Source organism: Kitasatospora sp. NPDC008050 (genome assembly GCF_042957465.1).
In the GTDB taxonomy this organism is placed as follows: domain Bacteria; phylum Actinomycetota; class Actinomycetes; order Streptomycetales; family Streptomycetaceae; genus Kitasatospora.
In genome coordinates this window covers 599,736-613,795 of the sequence record NZ_JBIBIJ010000002.1, presented here as the reverse complement: position 1 = coordinate 613,795, position 14,060 = coordinate 599,736, and the positions used below count along the sequence as shown (strand labels likewise).

General features: G+C 73.1%; 9 protein-coding genes and 1 riboswitch. Of the genes, 3 read left to right on the top strand and 6 right to left on the bottom strand.

The window, feature by feature from the left end; translation table 11 throughout:
- Positions 1–1,107: a glycosyltransferase family 4 protein gene (locus ACFZB9_RS06175; RefSeq protein ID WP_391444045.1), complete on the top strand. Its 1,107-nt coding sequence runs from the start codon at positions 1–3 to the stop codon at positions 1,105–1,107.
- 7 nt (positions 1,108–1,114) lie between these two features.
- Here ACFZB9_RS06175 and ACFZB9_RS06170 read toward each other — a convergent pair whose 3' ends face one another.
- The gene (locus tag ACFZB9_RS06170; protein ID WP_391444041.1) at positions 1,115–2,350 is read right to left on the bottom strand and encodes a cellulase family glycosylhydrolase; all 1,236 of its coding nucleotides are present in this window, start codon (positions 2,348–2,350) and stop codon (positions 1,115–1,117) included.
- A 169-nt stretch (positions 2,351–2,519) separates the two neighbouring features.
- Positions 2,520–2,649: riboswitch (cobalamin riboswitch) on the top strand.
- A 258-nt stretch (positions 2,650–2,907) separates the two neighbouring features.
- Between ACFZB9_RS06170 and ACFZB9_RS06165 the strand changes: the two genes are divergently transcribed.
- Positions 2,908–5,265, top strand: coding sequence for a ribonucleoside-diphosphate reductase subunit alpha (locus ACFZB9_RS06165; protein WP_391444307.1), 2,358 nt, complete (start codon positions 2,908–2,910; stop codon positions 5,263–5,265).
- A 20-nt stretch (positions 5,266–5,285) separates the two neighbouring features.
- Positions 5,286–6,281, top strand: coding sequence for a ribonucleotide-diphosphate reductase subunit beta (locus tag ACFZB9_RS06160; protein WP_391444306.1), 996 nt, complete (start codon positions 5,286–5,288; stop codon positions 6,279–6,281).
- Between the two features lie 77 nt (positions 6,282–6,358).
- Here ACFZB9_RS06160 and ACFZB9_RS06155 read toward each other — a convergent pair whose 3' ends face one another.
- From ACFZB9_RS06155 to ACFZB9_RS06135, 5 genes are all read right to left on the bottom strand, one after another.
- A complete protein-coding gene (locus ACFZB9_RS06155; protein WP_391444040.1) occupies positions 6,359–8,365 on the bottom strand; it encodes a glycoside hydrolase domain-containing protein in 2,007 nt (668 codons plus the stop codon).
- 247 nt (positions 8,366–8,612) lie between these two features.
- Positions 8,613–9,263 carry a peptide deformylase gene (gene def / locus ACFZB9_RS06150; protein WP_391444039.1) on the bottom strand — a complete coding sequence of 217 codons (651 nt, stop codon included), beginning with the start codon at positions 9,261–9,263 and terminating at the stop codon, positions 8,613–8,615.
- A gap of 70 nt (positions 9,264–9,333) precedes the next feature.
- A complete protein-coding gene (locus tag ACFZB9_RS06145; RefSeq protein WP_391444038.1) occupies positions 9,334–10,323 on the bottom strand; it encodes a tetratricopeptide repeat protein in 990 nt (329 codons plus the stop codon).
- Between the two features lie 308 nt (positions 10,324–10,631).
- Positions 10,632–12,308, bottom strand: coding sequence for an HD-GYP domain-containing protein (locus tag ACFZB9_RS06140; protein WP_391444037.1), 1,677 nt, complete (start codon positions 12,306–12,308; stop codon positions 10,632–10,634).
- Positions 12,305–13,729, bottom strand: coding sequence for an HD-GYP domain-containing protein (locus ACFZB9_RS06135; RefSeq protein ID WP_391444035.1), 1,425 nt, complete (start codon positions 13,727–13,729; stop codon positions 12,305–12,307). Before ACFZB9_RS06135 ends, ACFZB9_RS06140 begins: the two co-directional genes overlap by 4 nt.
- Between the last annotated feature and the right edge of the window lie 331 nt (positions 13,730–14,060).

Sequence of the window (14,060 nt, the reverse complement as noted above, 5' to 3'; positions counted from 1 at the left end):
GTGACGCCCTACTACCCGCCGAAGATCGGCGGGGTGGAGAACTACGCCGCGCGGATCGCCCGGGCGCTGGCCGACTCACCCGACCTGACCCCGGTGGTGCTCACCACCCGTCAGGGCGGGGTGCGCAGCACCGTGCGGATCGAGGACGGGGTGCGGGTGGTGCGGCTGGCCGCCTGGCTGCGGCTGTCCAACACCCCGCTCGGGCCGCTCTGGCCGCTCCAGCTGCGCTGGTGGCTGCGGCGCACCGGCGCCGAGGTGATCAACGCCCACGCCCCGGTGCCGGGCCTGGCCGACCTGGCGATCGCCGTCGGCGGCCGGCGGCCCACCGTACTCACCTACCACGCCGGCTCGATGCACAAGGGCGAGCCCGGCAGCGGCGCCGCCGACCGGCTGATCGGCTGGTACGAACGGCAGGTGCTGCCCCGGGTGTTCCGGCGCGCCGACCGGCTGGTCGCGGTCTCCCCGGTCTCGCTGGCGGCCGGTCACCGGCACGCGGTGGAGATCACCCCGGGCGTGGACACCACCCGCTTCACCCCCGGCGAACCCGCCTCCCGCCGGGCACCGGTCGTCCTCTACGCCGGCCGGCTGGACCGCTCCTCGGCCTGGAAGGGCGTGGACGTGCTGCTGCACGCCTTCGCCCGGCTCACCGACCTGCCACAGGCCCGGCTGCACCTGGTCGGCGGCGGCGACGCGCTGCCCGACCTGCTCGAACTGGCCGAGCGGCTGGGCATCGCCGAGCAGGTGACGGCCCACGGCGAGCTGATCGGCGGGGAGCTGGTGGCGGCGATCCGCTCGGCGGCCGTACTGGCACTGCCCTCGCGGACCGAGGCGGAGTCCTTCGGGATGGCCCTGGTGGAGGCGATGGCCTGCGCCACGCCCGTGGTCGGCTCGGCGGTCGGCGGCATCCCGCACGTGGTGACGGACCGCCACACCGGCCTGCTGGTGCCCCCCGGCGACCCCGCGGCGCTGGCCGGGGCGCTGCGCGAGCTGCTCACCGACGGCGAGCTCGCCGACCGGCTGGGCGCCGCCGGCCACCGGCAGGCCCGGCAGCGCTACGACTGGGACGGCCTGATGGACCGCTACCTGGAGCTGTTCCGCAGCCTCTGAGCGGCCGCTACGACTTGCTCTGCTCGTAGGCGGTGATCGCCTTCCCCAGCGCGGCCAGGGCCGGCTTGGGCGTGCCGTCGAAGCTGCGCAGCCCGTAGAACTCGGAGCGGTACTGCTTGTCCGAGGCCGGCCCGCTGTCCTGGTCGGCGAACCAGAAGACCGCGCCCACGTGCGGGTTGGCCGCCGCCGCGGGGATGGTGTCGGCGGCGATCGCGGCCTGGAAGCCCGGGGTCACATGGGTGGTCTGCGGGGTGATGTCGGTGCCGTCGGTGGCCGTGCCGGGGCCGTTGGTCGGCGCGCCCGTCTCGGTGATCCAGATCGGCAGGTCCGGGGTGCCGTAGCTGGCCAGGATCGCCACCAGGTTGCCCGGGGCGCTGCTGATCTCCTCCATCGCGGTGCCGAACGTGGTCTTGGCGCTGGGCAGGTAGGGATAGGTGTACGGGTGGTAGCTGATCGCGTCGACCAGCTTGTTGGCCCCCAGCTTGCAGACCGCGGTGAGGAAGTCGCCCTGTGACACGTAGTTGATCGACGGGTCGGTGCCCACCGCCGCCAGCCCGCCCATCAGGATGAACGCCTGCGGGTCCGCCGCGCGCAACGCCTTGCTGGTGTCGCCGAGCAGCTGGGTGTAGGCGGCCGGGTCGGGCGCCGGCGCCCAGAACGGGATGTTCGGCTCGTTCCAGACCTCCCAGGTGTGCATGCCCTGCGGCGCGTAGCGCTTGGCGGCGTCCGCGGCGAAGGCCGCGAACAGGGCCGGGTCGGCCGGCGGGCAGGCGTCGTCCGAGGCGCAACTGGTCTTGCGGGCCCACTTCGGGGCATAGCCGATGGTGGGCAGCACCTCCAGGCCCCGGGCCTGGGCGGCCTTGAACACCCGGTCGAAGCGCTGCCACTCGTAGGTCTTCGAACTGTCCGGCTGGATATCGTTCCAGGACAGGTCGACCCGGACCCACTTGGCCCCCGAGTTCACCGCGTCCCCCAGGCCGGTCGCCAGGTCCTGGTCGTTCTTCCAGGTCAGTGTGTCCCCGTAGGCGATGCCGATGCGCAGCGGCTTGCGCGGATCGGCGGCCTTGCTGGGCGCGGCCGGGCTACTGGGCGCGGCGGGCGCGGCCGGGCTCCGGCCGGCGGCGGAAGTGGTGGTGGGCGAAGCAGTGGTGGTGGTACCGGCCAGGACGGTCGCGACCGCCGAGACGATGAACGCCACCAGCGCCACCAGCAGGCGCTGTCTTCTCCCCGTGAGCTCCAGCATGCCCCTTAGGGTAGGCCAGCGATCTGAGCGCCGGTCAGCGCGGGGCGGGTCAGTGGGGGTACCGGACGACACGCCCGAGGCCACGAACGGCCCTTTTCCGCCTCGGCCGGTACAAGGCCCGGCACTGCGCGCGACACTACATATGGGGCTGCTCACCACGCCCGCCACAAGATGTATGCTCACTCTCGCTGTCGACGCAGGGGAACCCGGTGCGAGTCCGGGACTGCCCCGCAACGGTGAGCGGCCGTACCCACGGGTGCCCGCGAGTCCGGTTACCTGCCGACGGTGTGCCACCAGGCTTCCCCGCAGACGCCTTCATGCACAGCTGTACCGTCCGGCCTCGCGGGCAGGCCAGGGTGGATGACGCGCGCCGGAAAGTTTCGGCGTGCTGTTCTGCCCTGCCGCGCGCGGGCCACGGACTCCGCCAGTCCGCCGCCGCCACAGGAGAGAGCGCCTTGACCGTCGTTGACTCAGTTACCCTGCCCTCACAGGGTGCTTCCCCCAGCCTCCGGCCGGGCGGTGCCCCCAACGACACCCAGAGCGACCCCGGGACGGCGCTGCTTCGGCTGCTCACCGACCGGAGCACCGACCTCCCCCAGGTGGACCCCGGCCACGTCGCCGCCGCCGCGCTGCGCGGCCGCCACGCCGGTTCGGACTTCGCCGAACTGCGCGGGCTGGCCGTGGACGCCGCCGCCTCGATGATCGCCGAGGACCCCCAGTACTCGAAGCTGGCCGCCCGCCTGCTCGCCCAGGAGATCGCCGACGAGGCGACCGGCCAGGGCGCCCTGTCCTTCGCCGCCTCGATCGCGGTGGGCCACACCGAGGGCCTGATCGGCGACACCACCGCCGCCTTCGTGGCCAAGCACTCCGAGGCCCTGGACGCGCTGATCGACACCCGCGGCGACGACCGGTTCGAGTACTTCGGCCTGCGCACCGTGCAGTCCCGCTACCTGCTGCGCCACCCGATCACCCGCAAGGTCATCGAGACCCCGCAGCACTTCCTGCTCCGCGTCGCCTGCGGCCTGGCGGTCGGCGACGACGAGCAGTCGGTGCGCGAGGTGGCCGAGCTCTACGCCCTGATGAGCGCGCTCTCCTACCTGCCCTCCTCGCCGACCCTGTTCAACTCCGGCACCCGGCACCCGCAGATGTCCAGCTGCTACCTGCTGGACTCGCCGCTGGACAACCTGGACTCGATCTACTCCCGGTACGCGCAGATCGCCCGGCTCTCCAAGCACGCCGGCGGCATCGGCCTGTCCTACTCCCGGATCCGCTCGCGCGGCAGCCTGATCCGCGGCACCAACGGCAAGTCCAACGGCATCGTGCCGTTCCTGCGCACGCTGGACTCCTCGGTCGCCGCCGTCAACCAGGGCGGCCGCCGCAAGGGCGCGGCCTGCGTCTACCTGGAGACCTGGCACGCGGACATCGAGGAGTTCCTCGAACTGCGGGACAACACCGGCGAGGAGGCCCGCCGCACCCACAACCTCAACCTGGCGCACTGGATCCCGGACGAGTTCATGCGCCGGGTCAACGCCAACGCCGACTGGTCGCTCTTCTCCCCCGCCGACGTCCCCGAGCTGGTCGACCTGTGGGGCGCCGAGTTCGACGAGGCGTACCTGAAGGCCGAGGCCCAGGGCAAGGCCGTGCGGACCATCCCGGCCCAGACCCTGTACGCCCGGATGATGCGCACCCTGGCGCAGACCGGCAACGGCTGGATGACCTTCAAGGACGCCTCCAACCGGGCCGCCAACCAGACCGCGCTGCCCGGCCGCACGGTGCACTCCTCCAACCTGTGCACCGAGATCCTGGAGGTCACCGACGACTCCGAGACCGCGGTCTGCAACCTGGGCTCGGTCAACCTCGGTGCCCACGTGGCCGACGGCGCCACCGCCGCCGACCTGCTGGACGCGATGGACTGGGCGCGCCTGGACGCCACCGTGCGCACCGCGGTGACCTTCCTGGACCGCGTGGTGGACATCAACTTCTACCCGACCACCGAGGCCGGCGCCTCCAACTCCCGCTGGCGCCCGGTGGGCCTGGGCGTGATGGGCCTGCAGGACGTCTTCTTCAAGCTGCAGCTGGACTTCGACTCCGCCGAGGCCAAGCAGCTGTCCACGCTGATCGCCGAGCGCATCATGCTCACCGCCTACGAGCGCTCCAGCGAGCTGGCCGAGCAGTTCGGGCAGCACCCGGCCTACGCCGAGACCCGCGCCGCCCGCGGCGAGCTGCACATCGACCACTTCGCCACCGAGCCGCACTGGCAGGACCGCTGGGCCGCGCTGCGCGCCAGGATCGCCGCCACCGGCCTGCGCAACTCGCTGCTGCTGGCGATCGCCCCGACCGCGACCATCGCCTCGATCGCCGGCGTGTACGAGTGCATCGAGCCGCAGGTCTCCAACCTCTTCAAGCGCGAGACCCTCTCCGGCGAGTTCCTCCAGGTCAACCCGTACCTGGTCCGCGAGCTCAAGGAGCTGGGCGTCTGGGACCAGCAGACCCGCGACGCGCTGCGCGACGCCAACGGCTCGGTGCAGGACCTGGGCTGGCTGCCCACCGAGCTGCGCTCGCGCTACCGCACCGCCTGGGAGCTGCCGCAGCGCGCGCTGATCGACCTGGCCGCCGCCCGGCAGCCCTACATCGACCAGAGCCAGTCGCTGAACCTCTTCATGGCCGCGCCGACCATCGGCAAGCTCAGCTCGATGTATGCCTACGCGTGGAAGGTGGGCCTGAAGACCACCTACTACCTGCGCTCGCGCCCGGCCACCCGGATCGCCCAGGCCGCCAGCGGCGCCGCCAAGACCGCGGTCACCGTGTCCAGCGGCTCCGCCGCGGGTGCCTCCCCCACCATGACCGCTGAGGAGCAGGCCGCCGCCATCGCCTGCTCCCTGGAGAACCCCGAGTCCTGCGAGGCCTGCCAGTGACCACCCCCGCTCGCGACAAGATGCTGCTCGACCCCGGCTTCGAGCTGACGCTGCGTCCGATGCGCTACCCGTCGTTCTACGACCGGTACCGCGACGCGATCAAGAACACCTGGACCGTCGAGGAGGTGGACCTGCACTCCGACGTCGCCGACCTCGCCAAGCTGAGCGAGGGCGAGCGGCACATGATCGGCCGCCTGGTCGCCTTCTTCGCCACCGGTGACTCGATCGTCGCCAACAACGTGGTGCTGAGCCTCTACAAGCACATCAACTCGCCCGAGGCGCGGCTCTACCTGTCCCGGCAGCTGTTCGAGGAGGCCGTGCACGTCCAGTTCTACCTGACGCTGCTCGACACCTACCTGCCCGACCCCGAGGACCGCAACGCGGCCTTCGCCGCGGTGGAGAACATCCCCTCCATCCACCAGAAGGCCCAGTTCTGCTTCAAGTACATGAACGCGGTCGACCACATCGACTCGCTGCAGACCAAGGAGGACCGCCGGGCGTTCCTGCTCAACCTGATCTGCTTCGCGGCCTGCGTCGAGGGGCTGTTCTTCTACGGCGCCTTCGCCTACGTGTACTGGTTCCGCAGCCGCGGCCTGCTGCACGGCCTGGCCACCGGCACCAACTGGGTCTTCCGCGACGAGTCCATGCACATGGACTTCGCCTTCTCGGTGGTGGACACGGTCCGTGCGGAGGAGCCCGACCTATTCGACGACGAGATGGCCAGGCAGGTCACCGAGATGCTGGAGGAGGCCGTCGAGGCCGAGCTCCAGTTCGCCCAGGACCTGTGCGGCGACGGCCTGCCGGGGATGAACACCGCCTCCATGCGCGAGTACCTGCAGGCCGTCGCGGACCAGCGCCTGGCCCGCCTCGGGATGCCGATCCGCTACGGCTCGACCAACCCGTTCGGCTTCATGGAGCTGCAGAACGTGCAGGAGCTGACCAACTTCTTCGAGCGCCGGGTCTCCGCGTACCAGGTGGCGGTCGAGGGCTCGGTCGCCTTCGACGACGACTTCTAGGTCGTCCCGGCAACGAGAACTGCCCCCCGGTCGGCGTGTGCCGACCGGGGGGCAGTTCGCTGTGCCCTGACGCTGCCTCAGGAGGCGTTCAGGTAGGTGTTGCTGGACCACAGCGAGCCGCCGGCGGTGGGGCTGCCACCCGGCCGGTAGACCACGAAGTTGCCGTCGCTCTGGAGCGTCGCGTACGTCCCGCCGCTGTACCAGGTGTTGCTGGACCACAGCGCACCGCCGGTGGACGCGCCGCCGCCCGCGCGGTAGACGACCAGGTTGCCGTCATTCTGCATGATCATGTAGGCGCCGGGGTTGCCCGAGCTGTTGCTGGACCAGAGCGCGCTCCCGTCACGGTTGCGGTAGATCACCAGGTTGCCGTCGGCCTGCATCAGGAGGCTGGTCAGCGTGCCCTTGGTCCAGTGGCCGGAGGTGAGCCAGTTGCCGCCGTTGAAGGTGGAGCCGATCGAGTTGGTCCCGCTGGACCACAGCGCGCCGCCGGTGCTGGGGCCGCCGTTCGGCTGGTAGACGACGAAGTTGCCGTCGTCCTGCACCGTCGCGTACGTCCCGCCGCCGTACCAGGTGCTGCTGGACCAGGCCGCCGTGCCGTTGGGCCGGTAGACGACCAGATTGCCGTCGTTCTGCATCAGCGCGTACGCGCCCGGGTTGCCGCTGGTGCCGGTGCTCCACATCGCCGGGCCCTGGTTGCCGCCGACCACGGCGTAGGCGACCAGGTTGCCGTCACCCTGCATGACCAGCTTCATGCTGGCGCTGCTGATGCTGTAGCCGGGGTCGAGCTGCTGCCCCGGCTGCATGGTGGCGCCCGAGGCCTCCGAGTTGACGTTGACGTTGTCCAGGTCGACGCTGCCCGAGATGCCGCCGTAGCTCACGCTGGTGTCGCCGACGTACTGGTGGACCCGGCGGCCACCGGGCCAGTAGCCCGTGGCGGGACCGGTCAGCCCCACCGCGGCGCTGGTGGTGTCCGGGGCCGTGCCCCAGGACGCCGACCAGATCACGTCGGGCATCGAGTACCCGGGGGTGTTGTAGACGCTCGCCAGGTCGGTGATCCCGCTGCCGGCGCTGGTGTACACGCCGGAGCGGTAGTTGGCCGCGTGGATGGCGTCGGTCCACCCGCTGAAGTAGTTGAGCACCTGGCTCTTGTAGCTGGTGGAGCTGTAGCTCTCCATGTCGTTGTAGAGCACCGAGCCCGACGTGAAGCCCAGCGACTGTGCCTGGGTGACCGCGTCGTTGGCGGCGGCGGCCCCCTGCGACCGGGCGGTGCCGGCGTCACCGGAGATGGTGGAGGCGTCGAGACCGACGTATATCGGCAGGAAGCTCCAGCCCTCGTTGGTCCGGTCGCTGACCCAGCCGGCCGTCAGGTTCGGCTGGGCGCAACCCCGTCGGCCGCCGATGTAGATGCCGACCGAGCTGAACGGGGAGTTGCTCTTCCAGTTGGTCATCTGGGCGGCCGACGGCGCGGTGCAGGCGTCGAAGCCCGCACCCAGGCCGTTGGTGCGCGGCGCCACCGTGGCCGCCGCGTTCGCGCCGGCCCGCGGGGTGGCCATCAGCGAGCGCGGGGCGCGCGCTGCCGGCTTGTTGGCGCTCGCCGTCACCTTCGCGGCGGCCAGGATCGCGTTCACCTGCTGCGGGCTGCTGCCGTAGTTGGCCGTCACCTGCAGCCCGGTGCCCTGGAGTTGGGCCCGCAGCTGGTGGCTGAGCGCACCGGCGTCGAGTACCTGGGCGGGCAGCGCGGCGCCGGGGGCGACCACCGGCGCGGCCGGCTGGCCCGCCACCGGGGTCGGCGTCGACTGGACCACCAGGGCGTCGGTCAGGGTGCCACCGAGGTGCGCCGGGCAGTCCTGGTTGGCACCGGGAGTGCCCAGGTAGACGGCGTTCTGGTCGAACCGGACACAGGCGTTGGGATTCTGGGCCAGGTCGACGACCTGCCAGTTGCTCGGCACCTGGAGCTGGTAGCCCTGGTAGTCGACGGTGCGGGAGCCCGCGGCGTCCGCGGCCTGGGCCTCGGGAACTGCGGCGGCGAGTCCTGCGGTGGCAAGAAGAATGGCGGCGGTACTGCCGGCCAGACGATGTGGCATGACGGTGGGTCCCACCCCTTCAGTTCGTCCACACTCTTGATCATTCAAGTGCGGTCCGAAAGATAATATGCACGGCCTTCACTGGTTCCCCTCGTGCCCCGGCTGTGACAGACCCACGACATTCGCACGATCGGCGGCATCCCGCGGACGCACGACGGACAGCACGACGGACAGCACGACGGACAGCACGACGGCGGCCCCGCCGATGAGCGGGGCCGCCGTCGTTGTCCTGCCGGGTGACGTCAGGTCAGTTGTTGGGCACCGTCGCGTAGCTCGGGGTGCCCTCGGCCATCTGCCGCAGCGCGTCCTTGCGGTCGCGCTTGGAGAGGCGGTCGATGTAGAGGTAACCGTTCAGGTGGTCGGTCTCGTGCTGCAGGCAGCGGGCGAAGAAACCGGTGCCCTCGACCCGGATCGGGTTGCCGTCCTTGTCCTGCCCGGTCACCGCCGCGTAGTCGGGGCGGGCCAGCTCGGCGTAGGCGGTGGGCACCGACAGGCAGCCCTCGTTGCCGTCGTCCAGGGTCCGCCGGTCGACCGGGAGGTCCTCCAGCACCGGGTTGATGATGTGACCGATGTGCCGCACGTTGTTGTCGTCCGGGCAGTCGTAGACGAAGACCTTGGCGTCCACGCCGATCTGATTGGCCGCCAGGCCCACGCCCGCGGCCGCGTACATCGACACGAACATGTCGTCGATCAGCGCGGACAGGTCCGCGTCGAAGGCCGTCACGACCTTGCACTCGCGGTGCAGCACCGGGTTGCCGACCACCGTGATGGGGCGCGCGGTGCCCTTGGAAAGGTCGGGCTCCTCGCCGATCACCTTGACCGGGGCCTGCTCGGCCGACTCGGCCTCGTGGTCATGGTCGTGATCGTGGTCGTGGGTGTGCTCGTGCTGCTCCGCCATCGCTGTTTCTTCCGCTCCTCTGGGCCTGCTGAGATCACACCCAGCCTAGGCCCTGCACAGCCCTGGGCGGTCAGCAGACCTCTTCGACGTCGCGGTAGGCCCGGGTGGTCGGCGAGGCCGCCACCCAGCGGTCCAGCAGCAGCCGCACCAGACCCGCCGGTGCCGCGATGCCGCACTCGCGCTCGGTCAGCCAGGCCATGCCGCCGCTGCCCTGGCTCAGGTGACTCAAGTGGCCCGGGTGCGCCGCGTCCCCGTCGTCGTGCGGGTCGTGGTGCACGGTGCGGCCGTCGTCGGTGACCATCCGGCTCTCCGAACAGGCCCGGCAGAGCAGCCGCACCGAGGAGGTCCAGTCCTCGGCCGCGTAACCCGCCTCGGCCACCAGGCGCTCCAGCGCATCCCGGTCCGCCTCGGTAGCGGCCTGCAGCAGCACCACATAGGTCGGCACCGGCGAGGGGGCCCACAGCTCGATCTCGTCGAAGACGGGGTAGGCGGCGGCACCCGCGACCCGCTCGCCGTGCGGCGCGCCGTCGTGCAGCACCACCTCGCCCCAGCGGCGGCCGGAGGAGGGCAGCGGGATGGAGAGCACCTCCACCCGGGCCGGGTCCAGCCGGCGGCCCCAGACCACCTCGCTCTCGCCCTCCGGCGACAGCCGCACCGGGGTGGTGCCCAGGTCGAGGCGGACCGGGGCGTCCGGCGCCGCGCCGCCACCGCCGGGCAGCCGCAGGCCGTACGCCTGCCAGGCGCGGCGGGCCAGCGGCCAGTCCTGCAGGGCGGTGGCGGTGATGCCCAGGTTCCACCAGTCGGGCGCCCCGTGGTCACGGTCGAGCAGGGCGACGGCCCGCAGGCCCGCCACCCTGGCCTGCTCCCAGTCCCGGCGGAACTTGTGCAGCAGGGCGAGGTTGAACCAGGAGTCGGAGAGCCAGGGCTCCAGGTCGGCCGCCATCACCAGCAGCGCGCCGGCGTCCTCGTAGCGTCCGTCGCCGATCAGCGTGAAGGCCCGGTCGGTCGTCTGCCGCCAGGTGGCGGACGGCCGATGCCGTGCCCGGTGGAAGATCTTCACGTTGCCCTGCCGCCTGTCCGCTCGGTGCTGCTGAGTCCTGCCGGGAGCCGGTCCGGTCGGGCCGGTCCGGTCGGCCCGCCTTCATCGGCGGGGCCGCCCCGGGCCAAGAGCCCCGGCGGGGTTGTCGCACCCGCTCCCGCCGCTCCCGCCCGGTCCGGCCGTCCCACCCGGTCCCGCTGCCGCCGGCGCCTTTGCCACGGTGGCCGGGGCCGAGGAGCCGACGGCCCCTGCTCGGGTGTTCCACGCTACGACCGCATCCAACCACGGCGGCGGCAGGGTGCGCTCCCCACGCGTCAGGTCACGCTGAGTCACCCGCTTTCGGCCCGGGCCACCGTGCACGGACCGGAGCCGACGGCGCGCACCCGCTCCAGCGCCGCGACCACCACCGGGTCGTAGAGCCGCCCCTGCCCCGCGCGCAGCACGGACAGCGCCGCCTCGCCGCCGCCGGCCGGTCCGGTCAGGTCCTCGTGCGCGTTGGCGACCCGGATGATCCGGGCGGCCAGCGGCACGCTCCGGTCGGTACGCCCGTCCGGGCCAAGCAGCGGATCGGCCAGCCGGGCCACCTGCTCGGCGACCGGTCCGGGCACGCCGGTGCAGCGGATCACCTCGCTGCCCAGCCGGGCGATCCGCTGCTGCTCGGGCTCGGGCAGGGTGGCCGTGGCCCCGCCGCGCACCGGCTCGACCAGCGAGAGCTGGCCGATGTCGTGCATCAGCGCGGCGTACTCCAGCAGAGCGAGATCGTGGGTGCTCAGGCCAAGCTCCCGGCCGAGCGCGCACGCGGTGTCCGCGACCCGGCGCGCGTGCCCCGGCGCCGTGTACCCGGCCACCTCGGTAGCCCTGGCCAGGGTGGCGATGGTCTGCCCGTAGGTGGCCCGGACGGCGGCCGCGCGCCGCAGCGAGGCCTGGGCCAGCAGCAGCGGCAGGCAGAAGACCGGCAGCGCCCACAGACCGACCTCGCCGGCCGCCAGACTGATCAGCATCCCGGTGGCCGCGATCGCCGAGCCGATGCCGGGCAGGGTACGCAGCTCCTCCTCCAGCGCGGCGCCGAACCGCCCGCCGCCACGGTGCTGGCAGGCGGCGAGCACCGCGTCCGCCAGCCCGGCCAGCGCCGCCACCAGCACCATGAACACCCCGTAGGCCGGACCGGCCAGCGGCACCCGGTCCAGCGCGCCACTGTTGTAGAGCGGCTGGAACAAGGTGGCCGCGAAGGCCACCGCGAGCAGCCGGCGGGCCGCGCCGTCGCAGCGGGCCACCACCCGGGGACCGTAGGGCCAGCCGCGCGCCCGGTAGCGCCGCACCGCGGGCAGCACCGAGCGGCCCGGCAACTGCTCGCGCACCCGCCCGGCCGACCGGCCGAGCGGGCGGGCACGCCAGGGCAGCGCGGGCGGCCGGGCCGGCCCCGGGGGCGGCCCGGACCGGCGAAGCCCGGGCGCACGGCGCCCCGCCTCGCCTCCCGCGCCGCCCGCTGTGCCACATCCCGGGCGCTGCCCAGGGCCCTGTCCCGGGCGCTGTCCAGGGCCCTGGCCCGGCCCGCCCGCCTCGGCCGAACGCGACCGGGGCCGCGGCACCGAGGCCATCGCCCGCGACCGCTCGGTGCCACGCAGCCGGCCGAACCCGAGCACCAGGGTGCGGGCCAGCGCCCCGGTGGCCAGGCCCAGCCCCGCCACCGCCACCACCTGGAGCACCCCGTGCCCGGTGGGCAGCCCGCGCAGCGGCCCGAGCAGCGCGTAGGCCAGCCCGATCGCGGCGCCCAGCGGGGCCTGCGCCCGCCCCCCGGGCGAGCACACCCGGACCGCCTCACCGATCGCGATCAGCACCCCGAAGGCCAGTGCCACCCGGGGCTGCGTCAGCCCGTGGGCGAGCAGCGCGGCCAGCGAACCGGCGAAGAGCAGCAGCGCCGCCGCGCGCACCAGCGAGGCGCCGTTCACCCCGCCGTGCGCCGGCCCGCCCAGCACCCGCGCCGGACGGGCGGGCGCCGCCCTCACCGCGAGCCCCGGGCCGGGGACCGCACGCCCCGGGCCGTCGGCCGGGCGATGGGCTCCGGCACTCCCAGCGGGATGTCCGGCACCGCCGCGTCGGCCTGCTCGGCCGGCGGCAGCACCGGCTGCCAGCCGCACCGGTCCACCGCTGTGACCAGCGCCTCCACCATCACCGGATCGAACTGGCTGCCCGCGCAGCGGCGCAGCTCGGCCACCGCCTCGGGCACCGGGCGCCCGCGCCGGTAGGAGCGGGTGGAGGTCATCGAGTCGAAGGCGTCGGCCACCGCGATGATCCGGGCGAACTCGGGGATCCGCTCCCCGGCCAGCCCGTGCGGGTAGCCGCGCCCGTCCATCCGCTCGTGGTGGTGCAGGATCCCGGCGTGCGCCTCGCCGAGGAAGTCGATCCCGCGCACCAGGTCGTGCCCGTACTCGGGGTGCACCTCCACCGCCCGGCGCTCGACCTCGGTCAGGGGACCGTTTCTGCGCAGCAGTTCGGTGGCCACCCCGAGTTTGCCCACGTCATGCAGAGTGCCGGCGAAGTGCAGGGTGCGCAGCCGCTCCCCCGCCATGCCGAGCTGACCGGCGATCAGCACCGAGGCCCGGCCGACCCGTTCGCTGTGGCCGCGGGTGTAGGCGTCCTTGATCTCCACGGCCTGCACCAGCGCCTCCACGGTGGCCCGGTGGGCGGCCCGCTCCCGGTGGCCCTGGGCGAAGACCCAGGCCGAGATGGAGAGTGGCAGCAGCGCGAGCAGCGCGGCGAACGCGCCGTACGGGCCCTGCCAGAGCACCGCCACCATCAGGCCGCCGAGCGCGTGCAGGAAGGCGGGCGGCCCCAGCACACTGAGCGCGCCACGGCGCAGCTCGGCCATCGAGCAGCGCTCGGCCAGCAGCCGGATGCCGGCCACCAGCACCCCGTTGACCAGGCAGAAGACCAGGACGGCGGCGAGCGCGGGCAGCAGCGCGTCCGGGTAGCGCGCGCCGAGCAGCAGCCGCGGGCCGTTCAGCAGCCGGAACAGCGCGGCCGCCGGCCAGGCCGCGAGCGCGAACTGCGCCGCGTTCCAGGCCCGGCGCAGCAGCCGGGGGGCGGCGGCCGCGCCGGTCAGCGTGGCGGGCAGGGCGACCAGCGCCGCGGCGGCCGGCGGCAGCATCAGCACCCCGGCGAAGAGCACCGGCAGGAAGGTGTTGGCACTGGGCCGCACCGGCTCGTTCACGCTCGCCCGGGGCTTGGTGCCGCGGCCCAGCCCGCGCGCGACCCGCGCGCGCACCTGGCGGGCCAGCCGCAGGCAGGGCGTGGGCAGGCCCTGGGCCAGCGACTCCCAACAGGCGTGCAGGAAGGCGAGCAGCGCGACCTTGGGCCAGTCGACCGGCCCGTCCAGCCGGGCGGGCAGCCCGATACCGGCGGCGACACCCGGCAGCAGCGGCAGCAACGCGGCGGCCGCGGCGAGGAGAACCAGCAGGACGTATCCACGGGCCGCCGCGGAAAGCCGCGTCGGCGCCTGTCCAGGGAGCGTGCGGCCCCCGCGATCGACAGCGATCTCAGCCTCCCCAGCTCACCGACGGGCTCGTCTGAGGAGGATAGGTCTCCACTGCGGCGGCTGAGCCCGTCAGCGCGCGATACCCGCGCCAGCACGGCCCATACTCACCCGATCGAGTGAGGACGGAAACTGACGTCGTGTCACACCGCTGAAACGCGGACCCCGCCCCCCGGCCGGGGACGGCGAAGGCCCGGGAGTGCTTGCACTCCCGGGCCCCACTGGA